Origin of the sequence: Weissella koreensis KACC 15510 (assembly GCF_000219805.1) — a bacterium.
Classification (GTDB): domain Bacteria; phylum Bacillota; class Bacilli; order Lactobacillales; family Lactobacillaceae; genus Weissella; species Weissella koreensis.
On sequence record NC_015759.1, the window covers coordinates 598,714 to 615,960 of the forward strand.

Consider the following 17,247-nt stretch of genomic DNA (forward strand, 5'->3'; position numbering starts at 1 on the left):
ACAGAACAGCTAACGAATTTTATGCTTCATTCCATAAGTAAAGTAAACAATTAGCCCTAAGATAAACCAACCAATCATCATTAATTTTGCATCTAATCCCAAACCTAATAATACAAACAGAGCAAATAAGGCTGCGACCATTGGTAAGACCGGATATAATGGCATTTTAAAAGCAGGATCAGTTAGATCACGCCCTTCACGTGGACGTAAACGATAAATACCTAATGCTACAAAAATAAAGGCAAATAGGGTTCCTGCCGAAATTAATTGTGCAAGTTGTGAGAATTCAAAGAAAGCAGTAATCACAATAGCAACAATCGCGACCGTCCAAAGACCGACATTTGGTAACTGGTCTTTATTTAAACGACCTAATGACTGAGGTAATAATCCATCCCGGCCGAATGAATAAACTAGTCTTGAACCGGCCATGCTCATTCCAATCAAAGCACTAAACATTCCAACTACCGCAATCATAGCAACTACTGCTGCTACAATTGGATGCCCAGCTTCTCGTAACGCCCAAGCCACAGGCTCAGCATTACCTGCATATGCGCTAGCTTTAAACATTCCAACCAAAACTAACGACACAGCTGAAAATAGGACAACGGCAATTAATAACGATCCTAAAATTCCACGAGGCATCGTCTTACCTGGGTTTTTAGCTTCCGCCGAATTGGCTGCAATAGCATCAAATCCAATATATGATAGGAAAATTCCCGAAACTCCTGCCCAAATTCCTTGCCAGCCACCATAAGGTCCAGGTTTTACACTCGGATCATATTGAGGAACAAATGGATGTAAATTACTAGCATGAAAAGCTGTTAATCCAACTACGATAAACAACAAGATAGCAAACACTTTAGCAATCACCAGAAATAGTTCTACCCGAGTGGCATTCTTAACTCCTCGTCCTAATAAAACCGTTACAATTAGAATTGAAGCAATTGAAATCCAATCCCCATAACCACCATCTACAATGGGAGTTACAAAGACTTGAGGTACCTGCAAACCAAATTCAGCTAACAGTCCCCTTAAATTAGCTGATAAACCAGCTCCCACAAAGGCTAGAGCAATAAAATATTCAGCTAACAAGGCCCAACCGACTAACCATCCTAGGAATTCACCAAACAAAACATTAATCCAAGAATAAGCAGAACCGGCAAATGGCATTGCTGAAGCCATTTCAGCATAAGCAAAAGCAATTAATCCAGCAACTAATGCCGCCAAAATAAACGAAACCACCACTGCTGGCCCAGCATGTCCAGCTGCAATGACGCCCGGCAATGTAAAGATCGAGGCAGAAACGATCGTCCCAACCCCTAATGCTAAGAAGTCTTTAACTCCCAATACCCGTTGTAGGCGGGCATCCTTATCTTCATAATTGGCAGCTGATTCTTTCTGCCACATTTGATCCCAAATTTTCATGTCATCTCACCCAATCCATTGATCTTTTTCACATAATTATTTAATAATATCTTAATTATGTTCATGAAACAAGTCTTTTAAGTCACTTAACCCGATATAATTTTTCATCAATTAAATCAAAACTTTTAAACCTTTGATTATATTCTTCCATTGGTTCTAAATTTGCTTTATCCCAAAATGCTTGCGAATTAGTCGCCCCTTTAAATTCTCCTAAAACTAAGAATTCTCCACTGAAATTTTCTCGTACCCAAGCTAATAATTCCAGATCAATTTCATCTTGATCAGGCGACCAACTCAAAATAATAACCTCAGACTCAGATCCATAATGTTTCAGGGCATCCAAAGCATCCATCTTTTCAACCAGTGATTGTGGCGGTAATAAACTTTGTTGGGGTTGAAATTGCCAACTCTCATTATCAACTGCATGAATCCAATGTAGCGGTTGTATGGACTTCAATCCAACTGATAAATATCCATAGCCAGCCATTAATTCTAAAGTCTTACGACCAGCTAAATATTTAGATAAATATTCAACCGCTGGGGATGAAACATAGCCATACATTTTATATCTTTTAATTAATTCATCTCGCAGACCATGCAACAAATGATCTAAATCCATCAATTCTTCAATTTTTTGATTCCATAATTGATTCCCCAACGTTGGTTGGTTTGGATATTGGGTGATGATTTGCTGCTGAACCGCTGAAACCATCTGATCGTTAATCTCTAAAAATGGAAGGTGATCCGGTAAAATTCCTGATTGCAAGTCAGTATCAACTGATAAGACATTATTGACCATATCCACAATCGTTGGTATTAGTTTGAATTTTGATTGATAATTTTTTATTTGTTGAAAATAAGAACTTGTTTCTAAACTTATCGGTTGCGATATTGTTACTTTATTCTTCATTTGATCCTCTTTTGAAATTGAAAAAGGCTGGCCCAAAAATATGTGCCAGCCGAATTTTTTATTTAATATTAATTATTTTTTATAAATACTCTTAAAACAAATCACCTTGTTGATTAATAATCGTCTGATTATTATTACCAAAAATACTATTTTTCTCAGCAAAATGACGATTAATAATTTGGAAAATATCAAACCGTTCTTGATCAGTTAAAGCTTTACCATTAAAATCAATTTCTTTTCCCGATAAAAATAGCAATGATAAATCAGTCGTTTCATCGCTGGCCCGTCCCACTAGAAAATCCATTGTCACTTCAAAAAAATCAGCTAATTTACGCACTTCCAAATATGAAGGTGAACGGTCACCACGTTCCCAGTTCCCAATTTGAGCCGCGGTATTTGGTTTTTGCCCCGGATCTAATTGTTGATTTAGCGCTTCTGCTAACATTTCTAACGTAATATTACGGCTTTTGCGTAATTCTCGTAAGCGTTCTGGAAACATGTCTCCCCATTCCTCCCTTCATCTTCAATTCACTCTTTATAATTCTAACGAAAAATGATCAATTTTACCACAAAAAATTTATTTTCCTTCTTTTAACGTCGTCAAAACTTGAATATCAACCGTTACAAAAGGTAAGGAAGTTTGCTCTGCTGCAATTTGAGCTTCTTGCCGGGCACCCCAATGCAATGGGGTCATATGTAATAAATCAATCCATAAATCAGCTGGTATTTCCCATTGATAAGTAATATTTTGTATTTCTGCATCTGGATATTGAGATATAAACCGATCAACTACCTTTTGATTATCATAAGTATGATTAGGCGAATCTATTGGATACAGCATTTCTCTTAGTTCATGTAAATAATTGGTATTTGGCACAACTTTAACAATTTTTCCACCTGGCTTTAACACCCGATTAAATTCTTGATAGGCACTGGGTGAGAAAAATTCAACCACACTATCAAAACTATCATCATTAAAAGGTAGTTGTGCTAAATCTGCAACCGTGAAAAAAGCTGATGTATCCAGCTGCGTCGCTAGATTAATACCAGCTTTACTAATATCAAAGCCAATTGCTGTGTCCAAACTAGCTCTCTGTTCTAATAACCGAGCCAAAGGTGTCCCTTCCCCAGTTCCTACGTCCAAAATGGTTTGTTTAGTTGTAGGTAGATTCGCTGCCACTGCAGTAATAATCCCATCAAAAAGCCCCGCTGTTAGAACCCTACGACGTGCGGCAAGCATCTTATCATCATATTCAGTATTAACTGCATGATTCAAAAAAACCAAGCTACCTTTTTTATTTAAATCTAATCGATGCTGATTAGGGCATATTAAACTTGTGTCTTGAACTTCAGAATATGGTTCATGACAAACATTACAACGAAATAATTCTAGATTTTTAGTGATGAATTTTTGACCACGTTCAATTTTTTTCATATGATAATTTCACTCATTTCATGTGCTTTTGCTTATTGCTATAGTAATAGTATACTGGAATACCTACCAAAACCATAATAATTGAAGCCATTGCACCTTTAAAATCAGTAATTAAAGTAGAACCAACGACAAAAGTTCCCCCAAAAATTCCAATTAAAGGCGTAATTGGAAACAGTGGCGTTTTGAAATCAATTTTTAACTGCATATTTTTTTGACGACATCGCAAAATAAAAACGCCAATGAATGCCAAAACATAAAAAATCCAGATAGTAAAAATAGCAAGATTCGACAAAAGATCCGCTGAATCAGTGAAAGCAGCAATCAAAATGGCCATCAAAGCAATCGTAATCGTTGCTTGCGCTGGGACAAATGATTTTGTGCTCAAGTTTTTTAAATAATTTGGGAAAAGGCCATCTTTTGACATGTTATAAGCCATTCTAGGAAAAGCCACCATTTTACCGTTCATCGTTCCTAGCATTGAAATAATAATAATTAAAGACATAATCCGGCCCCCCAAGAGACCAAAAGCTGACTTCACCATCGCAAAGACAGCATTATCCTTTAAATTTACTATTTCTTGTGCTGGCAAGACCCGATAAACGCCGTAAGTAACCCCTAAATATGATAGCAGAATCAAAAGAACTCCAAAAACTATCGATAAAGGTAGATCTCGTTTAGGATTTTTCATCTCATCTCGAATATTAGCTACAAGTACCCAACCATCATAAGCAAATAATGTTGCTAAAACAGCCATCCCAAAGCTTCCGCCAGGCGTTGCCGTTACTTGCGTGACTGTCTCTCCAACGGCGTCTACTCGTCCAAAAAAAAGTCCATAAACAATCAAGATAATTATCGGGATCATTTTAACTGCAGTAGTTAAAACTGCGAAGCCCGCTGCGATCCGATTACCTAATAAATTTAAGCCCATCACAAAACAAATGTAGCCAACGCCAATCCATCGAGCCCAAATCAAATCTAATCCTAAAAAATTAGCGGTAAGATGCGCCGCATAACCACCGATTGAGGCAATCACGGCCGGTGCATATACTACAACCTGCGACCATCCCGTCAAAAACCCCATTAAGTGACCATAGATTCCATCAATATAGCTATAAAGGCCACCAGCTTTAGGAATTCTCGAACCCACTTCAGCAATTGTTAGCCCAGCAGCTAAGGTTATAATTCCTCCCAAACCCCAAGCTAACAAGCCTTGGGTTTGTCCACCGGCCATTTCTAAAACACTAGCTTGTTTAAAAAAAATACCTGATCCGATCACTGTTCCTACGACCATTGATAAACCAGAAATAATCCCTAAATCACGTTTCAAATCTATACTTGGCTTTGTTTGCATATCATTACTCCCTACCCATGTTCAGACTACTAGAAAAGACTTTTTTCCACCATATCATACATTTTTTTCTGTTACAATTTAAACCCGTATGAAATTGTGTTGTTTTTGTGAAATATATAAATAAAACCAATTTTAGACATCATAAATAAAATAATTCGCCTTAATTTACGAACACTTTTCTTTTTATCCATCAAAAAAGGGCGCATCTCAAATGAGATCCGTCCTTTAACATTGATAACAACTAATGCCTAGGCTTCGTCATACCAGCTATAATGATACATTTTACCTGCTGGTTGGTCTACTCGTTCATATGTGTGTGCTCCAAAGTAATCCCGTTGTGCTTGGATTAAGTTTGCTGGCAAAACGGCTGAACGATATGAATCGTAATAAGCTACTGCGGCTGAAAGTGATGGTGCTGGAATTCCAGCTTCCACTGCCAAAGCCACAACCCGTCGAGCAGCTCCTTGATACTTTTCGGCAATCGTCTTAAAGTAGTCATTCAACAAAAGATTATGCAATGCTGGATCAGCATCATATGCATCTGTAATCCGTTGCAAGAAGCGCGCCCGAATAATTGCACCGGCACGCCATAATTGAGCTAATTCACCAAATGGCAAATTCCAATCATAGTGGTCTGATGCCATACGCAATTGATCAAATCCTTGAGCATAAGACATAATCTTTCCGAAATACAAAGCTTGACGTAAGTCTTCAACTGTTGCCTTTAGATCACCTTCAAATTGATAATCAGGGCCATTTAGTTCCTTTGAAGCAGCAACACGATCATCCTTCATTGCAGAAATGTAACGCGCATAAACTGATTCAGTGATTAATGATTGAGGTGCCCCAACTTCCAAAGCTGATTGTGAAGACCACTTTCCAGTTCCCTTGTTACCAGCACGGTCCAAGATCATATCAACCATTGGCTTATCACTACCAAGATCATCTTTTCGCGTCAAAATGTCAGCTGTAATCTCGATCAAATATGAATCAAGTTCTCCAGCATTCCATTCTTTAAAGGTATCTGCTAAATCAGTTTGTGACAAACCAACTACACGTTTTAAAATATCATATGATTCAGCAATTAATTGCATATCTCCATACTCAATTCCATTGTGCACCATTTTAACATAATGCCCTGCACCATCTGGTCCAATGTAAGTTACTGTAGGCTTTCCATCTTCAGGTGCCTTGGCCGCAATTTCATGCAAAATTGGTTCTACTAGGTCATAAGCTTCCTTTTGACCACCAGGCATCATTGAGGGTCCTTCTAAGGCCCCTAATTCTCCACCAGAAACACCCATTCCGATGAAGTTAATTCCAGATGCCGCCAAATATTCAGAACGGCGCATTGTATCTTCAAAGAATGTATTCCCACCATCGATCAAGATATCATCTTTTTCCAAAAATGGTAACAATTCTTCGATGACAGCATCTGTTCCAGCCCCAGCCTTGACCATCAACAAAATTCGTCGGGGGCGTTCGATTGATTTAACAAAATCTTCAACGGTATAACTTGGAACAAAATGCTTTTCAGCATGCTTTGCTACCAAATCATCCGTCCGTGTGCGTGAACGGTTGTAAACTGCAACCGTATAACCTCTTGATTCAACGTTTAAAGCCAAATTACGACCCATTACAGCTAAACCAACTACACCAAAATTAGCTTGTTCCATGCTAATACCTCCATATTTACATTAATAACATACAATTCTATTATACTTTATTTTTGTAAGCACGGTAATGTTATTGTGAAAAAAATATCATTACAATTAATAATTTTATCAAACAATTAATCCATATTAATTTTTTAAACAAAAAAATCCTACTCGCATATCTGCGAAATAGGATCCTTTTGACTTCAGTTAACAAGCAAATAATTACTTGTTTTCAAGTTCTGCTTTACCCTTAGCCCAAGCTTGGATATTAACAGTAGTTTCTTGGCGAGCCTTCTTGCCGGCATCGTGGCCAACAGGACGCTTGCTTGCCCATGAATTATATGGTGAATGAATAGCCATTGTTATTTACCTCCGTTTTGTTATCGATAACTTTATAAGTCTAGCTAAAATTAAGGTAAAAGTCAATTACTGATTACAATTATCGCTTAAAAAAACCCCGATGCCATAAAATAATCACCGTTATGAGCATTAAAATACCAGTAATCAAGATCGTTATTAACCAACTTATATGGTTTTGTGCAAACGGTAACCACTGGACATTTTGGCCATAAAACCCACTGACAATTGTCGGAATCGTTAAAACAACTGTGACCAGCGTCAACATCTTCATCGTCCAATTCAGGTTATTATTAGCAATCGAAGCATATGAATCTTCCACTTGATTGGTAACCAATTGAGATAATTCACCGGTATCTTGTGCTTGTTGTAATTCAACTTGAACATCTACTAATTTCTCAATTTGAGCCGTTTCCAGACTTAACAATTTTTGGTTTTTCAAATTATTAATTAAGTCATTATCACTACGCAATGAATTTAATAAATAAATTAAATCGGTCTGTAAGTTCATTAATTCATCAATTTTACCTTGCAATGACTTCGCCTCACGTAAAGCCCGTTGAATTGGATTTCGACGACGATTAATTTCTAAAATCACAGTTTGAAATTTACTTGATAAGATTCTGAGAGTATCAATCAAAATATCAATTGGTTGAAAATGATGCAAATTTTCATGTGCTTGCTCAATAATCTTATTAATATAATTGATTAGATATTTCGTTTCCATTCGAGTGAAGGTCATTAAAAACTTTTGATCTTTATTAACAATAAAGCTAGCCGGCTCAGTGGTTGCAATGTCGGAAGTCGGGGTCACAACATCAAAAATAATCAATAAATTTTCACCATCAATCTCATTCCGTGCACTTTCATAGGGATCCAAAGCATAATTAATCATTTCATTTGCAATTTGATATTTTTGATTCAATTTTTTCCGCTCATTCGGTTGCATTTCGTGCACTTGCACCCAAGTCCAATCTGTAATTTTTTGTTCTTCAATCATCTTTGCGCTCCTAATTAATCAAATAAAAACGCTAAATTAAATATTCCCTTAATCCAAGCTTAGCCTTAGACAGAATATTAATTTAGCGCACAATGATTTTTATTTTAAATGTAACTTACGAGCAATCATCTGCGCTCTTAATCCAAAGATATCCTGACCCAGGTGTGATTTCAAGGCAACTATGCCATAAATAATCGCACCTACTATGGTACCTACTATCAAGACTAGTAATTGTTGCAAACGAGTTTCATTTAATAGAGTTTCCATTCCATAGACCAATGGTGTAACCACAGCAAACATAATTAAACTCCAGAATAAGATGGTCATTAATGAATAATTGAATTTTTCCCAATCGATAGGATAACGCCTTAACAATTGCCAAAGGGCCCAAATTAACCCAATTAAGAAAGCAGTTCCTGTTGCTACCAAAGGACCCAGTCCTTGGAATAAATAGACTGCTGGGTATTGAAGCGCTAACTTCAACAGCAAAATTACGACCGTCCAAAGTACGGTGAATCGTAAATTGCCCAGCCCCTGATTAATTGCCAATATTACCATATAAATTCCAAATAGTAGTCCAATGTAACCAGAGAATTGCAAAACTAATACTCCATTACTAACGTCAGATACTCCATAGAACAAAATATACAACGGCTTAGCAACAGCAACCACTCCTAATGAAGCAGGTATCATCACAAATGATAGTAATTTCAAAATATAATTAATTTGTTGACCTGTAGCTTGAACATCATTTTTAGCATGAGCTCGAGCTAACATTGGTAATGCTGTCTCAGACATCGCAATTGCTAGTGATACTACTAACATAACCAATTTATTCGAATTAAATGAAAATTGAGCAAACATCTGATTTAATGCCGTTTGATTAAAATCAGTAAAGATATGCATTATCCGGAAGAAACTGAACTGATCAATTAATTGAACTAAAGAGATCGCCGAACCAGCAAAAACCACCGGAATTGCTTGCCACATCATTTTACCAATCAAACTACCCGCGGGAGCAACTTTCGGTTGTGCCTCTAAAACAAATTTACTGGCAAAGTAGCCACGTTTCAGAAAAATCCCAAATAAGATAACCAAAATACCGGCCAAAGCGCCCCAAAAGGCCGCAAAAGTTGATTGAACAGTGGCATCCACCCAAGTACCATGATGACCCACCATAATCCATGCAGTCATCCCCAACATGTAGATCACCCGTACAACCTGCTCAACAACTTGAGAAAGTGCAGAAATTTCCATCAGTTCAAAACCTTGTACATAACCACGTAACATCGAAAGAATTGGGATCACTAAAACGGCGGGAGCCAGTGAATACAAAACTGGCACCACATTATCATTTCCTTGCGATAAAGGTTCTGCCAATATGTACAACAGAAGCGCTGCAACTGCCCCCATCACCGCTCCTAGAAACAAAGATTGCCGTAAAATACTTTTCACGCGATTAAATTGTTTCTTTTCCGAAAACTCGGCTACTAGTCGAGCTAAAACATTTGGTAACCCCGCTGTAGCAATCAATAAGGCTACCGAATAAATTTGGTACCCTTGGGCATAAAGTCCATTAGCTGAAGTTGTGTACGCTGCTCCAATCATCATTGACCATGGAATCACGTATAAAGCTCCTAATAAACGAGAAACTAAATTTCCAATAGTCATCCACATTGATCCACGCAACATTTTACTTTGATCAGATAAAGCTTCACTCGGTTGTGTTACGGTCTCTGTTTTCATTGTATTTTGCATCGGTTGTTTGGTTCTTAGAGGTTTAATCTGTGGTTGTCCTTTTGTCACTGCCTTTTGGGTCAACGTTTTATCTAGATCACCATAATGATAAGAATCAGCGACCTCCGTCACTTGGATAGCATGATGACTAGCGGTTTCACCATTCATCACTTCTTTTTCTGGAAATGAAATTTTCTTACGTTGACTCGGCTTGACATAAACCTTCTGCGTACTTTTAACTAACTTACCAGAACGATTTAAAGCTCTTTTAGAAGCATCACTCAGACCTTGCTTATGTGTGGTTGTGACGACTGGTTCATTTCTTTGCTGTTGCATCCGGAGTAAATGCTGCACCTCTTGGTACGTCATTTCCCGCCGGATTTTTTTATCATGTTCCGTTTCAGCCGTCATGCAATCACCTCTGACCTTTCGTTCAATTTAAATTTAATGACGTTACACAGACTCGAACTGTGATCTAAGACTTAGGAGGTCCTTGTTCTATCCTGTTGAACTATAACGCCGATAACTCACATTCGTTTATTATACACGATATTTAATTTTATGTGAGAATCTTCAATCTTAGTTAACGAAAATTAAAAAACTTTTTCAATCCAAGTCATAACTGATCGTGAAATCAAAACTAACGGATTAGCTACTTTCACTGCGTTGACTGTTTCATAGCGCAAACTAGGTTGTGCACTCAAGTAATCGTTCAAAGACTTATTTTTAAACAAAACTCTTTGAGTTGCCACCCATTCGTTCTGGTTGAGAGGTGCATCAGCATGGCTATTCACTTTAAATGTTTGTTGAGTCGCTAAACGTCGTTCCTTCGCAAAAACAACAACATCTTTTTGCGGTTTTAATTCAACTAAACTTTGTTTATTTTTAGCATTTTTAACATACATTTTCTGATTAGCAGTCACTTTTACCAAATTGGTTTGTTTTTGAATTTGGTCTAACATATTTTCCGTCTCAGTAAAATCTTGTCCTTCAGATGCATTCAAAACGACAGTCAAAACTGGTCGATTATCGATCGTGGTATAGCCAACAACATTTTGACTATGATCAGCTGTAGTTCCAGTTTTCAATCCTTTAAATTTATACTTAGAGCTCCATAAAAGTTCATTGGTATTTTTTAAAGTCTGCGTACTATCATCCGGTTTTGGGAATTCTACTTCAGTTTGGCTCGTTATTTTAAAAATATCAGGATAATCTCGTACCAAATGCCAACTAACTTTAGCCACTTCACGGGCAGATAGTTTATTTTCTAAATTGGTATCTAAGTTTTTATTTTGAAAACTACCCATGTCATTTTCACTTAATCCAGAGGCTGAAATAATATTAGCATTTTTAATCCCCCAACTCGTCAAAAGTTGATTGGCAACTTGATAATATTGCTCCTGACTTCCACAAACTTTGTCTGCCAAAGCGATTGCCGCCCCATTTGCTGAAGCCACTAAGGCCGCAGTTTCTAATTGTTCAACGGTATACGTTTTATCTTCCGACAATTCAACATTAGCCGTTGCTAAATCTTGACTAAAATCAGCTACTTTAGATGAAACCTTCATCGTTGATTCATGAGTGAATTTCCCAGATTGAATAGATTGTTCTACTAAATAAATGACAATTAGTTTAGAAAGTGAAGCAATTGGCAAACGTTCTTGATCATTTTTACTCGCAATAACTTGTCCCGAAGCGACATCAACCGTAATTTCAGCCGGAGCCGAACTATTCGGGGTCAAAGCCGCTGCATTAGACATCGGTTGCACAAGGATTAAGCCCAGAAACATTACGATTATTCCTTTAAAAAAATTAATTTTCATATTTATACCTATTTTTAAATGACATTTCAACTTTCTCGTATCAATTATCAGTATATAATAAATTCCAAAATTCGCATAAGAAATATCAAATAAATCGTTTTATTAATTGATCTAGCTAAAAGTTAAATAAAAAAACTAGCTCAGTGATTTTAAAATCACCTAACTAGCTTAGTACTGATACTATAATTGGACTAAATTATTTTTCAGCTATTTTGATTTACATAACGACACTAACTAATTTACCAGGTACTGCAATAACCTTCTTTGGCTCTTGACCATCCAAAGTACGTTGCACTCCTTCATTTGCTAGTGCTGCTGCAATCATTTCTTCCTTCGTGCTGTCTTTATCCATTTGTGCTTTTCCACGTAATTTACCATTCACTTGGAAAACAATTTCAACAGTGGCTTCAACTAGCTTACTTTCGTCATAAGTTGGCCAAGTTGTCATTTGAATTGACTCATCCTTATGGAAGTAACTCCAAAGTTCTTCACTAATATGTGGCGCAACTGGCGACAATAGTTGAATAAATCCTTCAATATATTCAGCTGGTAAATTATCAACCTTATAAGCTTCATTTACAAAGACCATTAGTTGTGAAATACCAGTATTAAAGCGCATATTAGTAAAGTGTTCAGTAACCTTTTTCACTGTTTCATTGTAAACTTTATCCAACTTATGGTCATTCACCGTTGTAATGTGATCGCGTAGATGATTTTCATCATCGATCACCAAACGCCAAACCCGATCAAGCCAACGACGTGATCCTGAAAGTCCATCTTCTGACCAAGCAATTGATTGTTCCAAAGGTCCCATGAACATTTCGTAAAGGCGCAAGGTATCTGCCCCATATTTTTCAACCACATCATCAGGGTTAACAACATTTCCCTTAGATTTTGACATCTTTTCGTGGTTTGATCCTAAGATCATTCCTTGGTTTGCCAACTTTTGGAATGGTTCCTTCGTTGTAACAATGCCTAGATCATACAAAACTTTGTGCCAGAAACGAGCATACAACAAATGCAAAACAGCATGTTCAGCTCCTCCAACATATAGATCAACATTTTGCCAATATTGTTCTAATTCTGGATCGACCATCATTTCGTCATTATGTGGATCCATATAACGTAAGTAATACCAAGATGATCCTGCCCATTGTGGCATTGTATTCGTTTCACGTCGACCATGACGACCTTGTTCATCTGTTACGTTTACCCAATCATCAATATTAGCCAAGGGTGATTCACCAGTTCCAGTTGGCAAAATATTCTCTGCATCTGGTAAGCGCAAGGGTAATTCTTCCTCTGGTACTAGAGATTTCGTTCCATCATCCCAATTAATCACTGGAATTGGTTCACCCCAGTAACGTTGACGTGAAAAGATCCAATCACGCAAACGATAATTCACCTTCTTAGCACCAATTTTATTTTCGCTTAACCAAGTCAACATACGTTCTATCGCAGCTTCTTTTTCCAAACCATTTAAAAATTCAGAATTAATATGAACACCGTCGCCAGTATAAACTTCATTTTCAATATCACCACCTGCTATAACTTCCAACTTAGGTAAATCATACTTAGTCGCAAATTCATAGTCACGGGCATCATGGGCAGGCACTGCCATGACGGCTCCTGTTCCATATGAAGCTAAGACATAGTCCCCAATCCAAATTTGCAATTTAGCACCATTGACTGGATTAATTGCATAAGAACCAGTGAAAATTCCTGACTTATCTTTATTCAAATCCGTTCGTTCCAAATCAGATTTTGAGGATAAGGCTTCCTTAAAAGCTTCAACAGCTTCTTTTTGGGCTGGTGTAGTGATTTCTTGGACCAAATCGTGTTCGGGTGCGAGAATAACATATGAAGCCCCAAATAACGTATCAGGACGTGTCGTAAAGACTTCAATCTTTTTATCATCATATCCATCGATCTTAAAATCAATTGAAGCACCCGTTGATCGACCAATCCAATTTCTTTGTTGCTCTTTAATCGCTTCTGGCCAGTCTAAATCATCCAAATCATCCAACAAACGATCAGCATATTCGGTGATTTTCAAAACCCATTGGCGCATTGGTACTCGGTAAACTGGATAATCTCCACGTTCAGTCCGACCGTTAATGATTTCTTCATTGGCCACAACCGTTCCACCATTGTAATCAGGGGCCCAATTAACCATCATTTCATCTTCATAAGCTAAACCTTTTTTGTATAATTGCTCAAAAATCCATTGAGTCCACTTATAGTATTTAGGATTAGTCGTGTTAACTTCACGAGTCCAATCATATGAAAGTCCTAACGAACGCATTTGACGTCGAAAATTATTCACGTTGGTCTTGGTCACATCCTTGGGATTAGCTCCCGTTTTAATCGCATAATCTTCAGTGGGTAACCCAAATGCATCAAATCCCATGGGATGCAAAACATTAAATCCTTGCATCCGCTTCATTCGAGCTAAAATATCAGTTGCCGTGTAACCTTCAGGATGCCCGACGTGAAGCCCTTGTCCTGATGGGAAAGGAAACATATCTAAAACGTAATACTTAGGCTTAGATTGATCCGTTCCGGTTTTAAATATTTGGTTGTCTTCCCAAAAACGTTGCCATTTTTGTTCAACCGCTTGATGTTGGTATGCCATTTATCTCGTCCTCACTTTACTGACCAGCCCGATTTAAAATCCTTTGGTCCGGCGGCCGTTCTTTTCAGTTTATATTAAAAAATTATACGCTAAATCAAGTCTAATTTGTATGAGTATTTTCCAAACCATCTAAAAGCTAAATTCTCCTTTTTTAATTGAGCTCTCGATTCAATCAAATCCTACATTAACGAGCTAAAATCCTTTCAAATGGACCATCTAAAAATATTATTACAATTTTATAAGTTAAAAGTTATTTTTAATCATCGTTTTTAAAATTATGTGCTAATATGAAAGTTAAATTCTATTTCGACGGAGGATCATTTCTATGCAACGCCAAATCAGCCGTTGGCAAATTGGGTTAGCCCTTTTTTGCCTATTCATTTTTCTTATCTTACTTTTAGGTGTTCACTTTCAACTTCATTATATCCATCTAATTGACCAATTGGGTTTTAGACTGATCCGTGAACCAGTCACTAGTGAGCGAACTTGGTTTTTTAAAAATATCACCCGGGCTGGTAATCCAATTTGGACCGCCTTCATTGCCATGTGGGCATGTTTTTTTGCCGTAATACTTAAAAAATATGACATCGCTATCTTTGTAGTAGTCAACGTTGGAGTCTTCGGTTTAGGTGTGATGAAATTATTAAAGCACTTTGTGAATCGACCTCGGCCAAGTATCCTGCATCTCGTCAACGAGGGGGGCTCATCTTTTCCATCTGGTCATGCAATGAATTCAATGCTATTATACGGATCATTAATCGTTCTAGTTCATTATTATATTAAAAACGAACCAATCAAGTACGCCTTCATGACTTTGTTAACCTGTTTAATCGTTACCATCCCCATGAGTCGAGTTTATTTAGGAGTTCATTACCTCTCAGACGTATTAGCTGGACTATCTTTAGCTTGTTTCTTACTCATCTTCTCAAAAGAATTTATTTTCAAATATAAACCCAAGGAGGTTTAATCAATGCGAAAAACTCATAATTTTGCCCAAATGCAAATCGACGAAATTTTACACGTTGGAGATACTGCTGTTGATGCAACGATCAAAGCAGGTGATGGAACCCGTTATCTTGCTAGTCGAGTAGGTGACGGCGGTCACGTATTAGCTTTTTCTGATCAAAAAAAAGAAATCGATGATATGGCAGCCTCACTCTTTTTAAGCGGTTTAACGGCGCGAGTTGAACCAATTGAAAAAAGCTTTACCAATATTCCGGAATATCTAAGTCCTACTGAATTAGTATCAGTCTTTTTATTTCAAGTTGATCAACTAACTGATCCTAATCAACTAAAACAAACCATTCAGCAAATTCAACTATACCTCCGCACTCTTGGAGTAATTGTTTTGGATGGTCATCATCAAAATCCTGCCATGCAAGAAGTATTATCAATGGCTAAAAAACTTCCTGCTAACGCCTACGAAGTTCGTTATTTCTATGACGCCCTCACCGATGAAGCAGCCCTAATTCTACAACGAAATTAAAAAAAGCACAGCAGATGTAAATTACATCAGATGTGCTTTTTATTTTAGATTTAATTAGAATGAATCATTAAAGCTACACACTCAACATGCGCAGTTTGTGGGAATTGATCCAAAGGTTGAATATTCCCTTTTACCTGGTAACCATGTTCAGTCATATATTTAATATCTCGAGCCATCGTCACCGGATTACATGAAACATAGACAAAACGTTCAGGTTGAAGGTAGACCACTGCATCCATTAAGCTTTCCGTTAAGCCACGGCGGGGTGGATCAACAAAAATAACATCTGCTGGTAGATTTTGATCACGCCACTTTTCCATTTGGGCCGGTGCATCTGCAGCAATATATTCTGCATTTTCAATTTGATTTTGAGCAATATTAATTTTGGCATCTTCCACCGCTCTTTCGACCACTTCAACCCCATAAACACGTTGAACTTGATCAGCAATCGACAGACCAATTGTCCCAATTCCCGAGTATGCATCAATCGCCACATCACTCTTTTTTAATTCACCCATTTGAGCAGCTAATTGATATAAAACTTCCGTTGTTTTAGGATTGACCTGGTAAAAAGAATTCGGTCCGATCACAAAATCATGCCCTAATAATTGGTCATGAATTGCGGCACCCCCCCACAAAACACGATTATCCCCAGTTAATTGTTGACTGGTTTGTCGTGGATTATGATTTAAGATCAAACTCTTTAACGCAGGAACCTTTGCTACAATGGCTGCTATGATTCCTTCTTCATCTGGTAATTCTGCTAAGTGGCTCACTAAAACAACCATCACCTGCTTAGAATAATATCCCCTTCGTACCATGATATAACGCATTGCCCCTTGTTTAGTGGCATCGTTATAAATCGGTGTTTTAAACTGATCTAATATATCTCGTACAATTCCAATCGTTTGATCAATCACAGGATCATTTAAATAATAATCTTCCATTGGTACAATCAAATCCTTATTTTGACGGTCAAAAAATCCCGTTGTTAGATGTCCTTGTTGTTTTTTCAAAGGTACAACCGTCTTATTGCGATAATGTGTTTGTTGCTCAGCTCCGATGGGGTACGCCACTGGCAAATCTAAATCAACAGATTGAAAGGCTTGTTCCACTTGCCGTTGCTTTAACTTTAATTGACCTTCATAGCTCAAATTAACATAGGGAGCTACTCCTGCTTTTAATAAGTAGGCTTTATTTTGATTCTTACGATCCGGTGAAGATTCTAACACCTTAATGACTTCACCATATGCTGACAATCGGTCAACTTGTGTCAATCGATATTGAATTTTTTCTCCTAAGAAAGCATCAACTAATTTTACTGGATAGTGTTGATCTATCAAGATTACACCCATTCCGTTATGTAAAATATCAGTCACAACACCTTCTTTAATTTCATTCAATTTCACTGGCAGAATATTTCTGGGCAT

The 17,247-nt window shown here is 37.3% G+C and carries 14 protein-coding genes and 1 tRNA gene; 2 read left to right on the forward strand and 13 right to left on the reverse strand.

Annotated elements, in window-relative coordinates; all coding sequences use genetic code 11:
* Positions 1 to 9: 9 nt before the first annotated feature.
* From WKK_RS02940 to leuS, 12 genes are all read right to left on the reverse strand, one after another.
* A complete protein-coding gene (locus WKK_RS02940) occupies positions 10 to 1,425 on the reverse strand; it encodes an APC family permease (protein WP_013989400.1) in 1,416 nt (471 codons plus the stop codon).
* An 82-nt stretch (positions 1,426 to 1,507) separates the two neighbouring features.
* On the reverse strand, positions 1,508 to 2,335 hold the full coding sequence (locus tag WKK_RS02945; RefSeq protein WP_013989401.1) for a hypothetical protein: 828 nt from the start codon (positions 2,333 to 2,335) through the stop codon (positions 1,508 to 1,510).
* A 91-nt stretch (positions 2,336 to 2,426) separates the two neighbouring features.
* The gene (locus tag WKK_RS02950) at positions 2,427 to 2,834 is read right to left on the reverse strand and encodes a helix-turn-helix domain-containing protein (protein WP_006846025.1); all 408 of its coding nucleotides are present in this window, start codon (positions 2,832 to 2,834) and stop codon (positions 2,427 to 2,429) included.
* Between the two features lie 78 nt (positions 2,835 to 2,912).
* Positions 2,913 to 3,770 carry a methyltransferase domain-containing protein gene (locus tag WKK_RS02955; protein ID WP_013989402.1) on the reverse strand — a complete coding sequence of 286 codons (858 nt, stop codon included), beginning with the start codon at positions 3,768 to 3,770 and terminating at the stop codon, positions 2,913 to 2,915.
* Between the two features lie 13 nt (positions 3,771 to 3,783).
* Positions 3,784 to 5,121 (reverse strand): APC family permease, encoded by a 1,338-nt coding sequence (locus WKK_RS02960; RefSeq protein ID WP_013989403.1) that lies wholly within the window; start codon positions 5,119 to 5,121, stop codon positions 3,784 to 3,786.
* A gap of 248 nt (positions 5,122 to 5,369) precedes the next feature.
* The gene (gene gndA / locus WKK_RS02965) at positions 5,370 to 6,797 is read right to left on the reverse strand and encodes an NADP-dependent phosphogluconate dehydrogenase (RefSeq protein WP_006846028.1); all 1,428 of its coding nucleotides are present in this window, start codon (positions 6,795 to 6,797) and stop codon (positions 5,370 to 5,372) included.
* 204 nt (positions 6,798 to 7,001) lie between these two features.
* Complete coding sequence (locus WKK_RS07200; RefSeq protein WP_006846029.1) at positions 7,002 to 7,139, reverse strand: hypothetical protein; 138 nt, start codon at positions 7,137 to 7,139, stop codon at positions 7,002 to 7,004.
* A gap of 79 nt (positions 7,140 to 7,218) precedes the next feature.
* Positions 7,219 to 8,136 (reverse strand): magnesium transporter CorA family protein, encoded by a 918-nt coding sequence (locus WKK_RS02970; protein ID WP_013989404.1) that lies wholly within the window; start codon positions 8,134 to 8,136, stop codon positions 7,219 to 7,221.
* A gap of 99 nt (positions 8,137 to 8,235) precedes the next feature.
* Positions 8,236 to 10,284, reverse strand: a complete 2,049-nt coding sequence (locus WKK_RS02975) for a putative polysaccharide biosynthesis protein (RefSeq protein ID WP_013989405.1) — start codon at positions 10,282 to 10,284, stop codon at positions 8,236 to 8,238.
* A gap of 37 nt (positions 10,285 to 10,321) precedes the next feature.
* Positions 10,322 to 10,394: transfer RNA gene (locus WKK_RS02980), tRNA-Arg, on the reverse strand.
* A 72-nt stretch (positions 10,395 to 10,466) separates the two neighbouring features.
* On the reverse strand, positions 10,467 to 11,696 hold the full coding sequence (locus WKK_RS02985) for a D-alanyl-D-alanine carboxypeptidase family protein (RefSeq protein WP_041942386.1): 1,230 nt from the start codon (positions 11,694 to 11,696) through the stop codon (positions 10,467 to 10,469).
* Between the two features lie 217 nt (positions 11,697 to 11,913).
* Positions 11,914 to 14,331 (reverse strand): leucine--tRNA ligase, encoded by a 2,418-nt coding sequence (leuS, locus tag WKK_RS02990; RefSeq protein WP_013989407.1) that lies wholly within the window; start codon positions 14,329 to 14,331, stop codon positions 11,914 to 11,916.
* Between the two features lie 325 nt (positions 14,332 to 14,656).
* On the opposite strand from leuS, the gene WKK_RS02995 reads away from it, so the two are divergent.
* Positions 14,657 to 15,298 (forward strand): phosphatase PAP2 family protein, encoded by a 642-nt coding sequence (locus WKK_RS02995; RefSeq protein WP_006846034.1) that lies wholly within the window; start codon positions 14,657 to 14,659, stop codon positions 15,296 to 15,298.
* Between the two features lie 3 nt (positions 15,299 to 15,301).
* Positions 15,302 to 15,817, forward strand: coding sequence for a hypothetical protein (locus WKK_RS03000; RefSeq protein WP_013989408.1), 516 nt, complete (start codon positions 15,302 to 15,304; stop codon positions 15,815 to 15,817).
* Between the two features lie 50 nt (positions 15,818 to 15,867).
* Here the strand turns inward: WKK_RS03000 and rlmD are convergent, their stop codons facing one another.
* Positions 15,868 to 17,247, reverse strand: a complete 1,380-nt coding sequence (gene rlmD, locus WKK_RS03005) for a 23S rRNA (uracil(1939)-C(5))-methyltransferase RlmD (protein WP_013989409.1) — start codon at positions 17,245 to 17,247, stop codon at positions 15,868 to 15,870.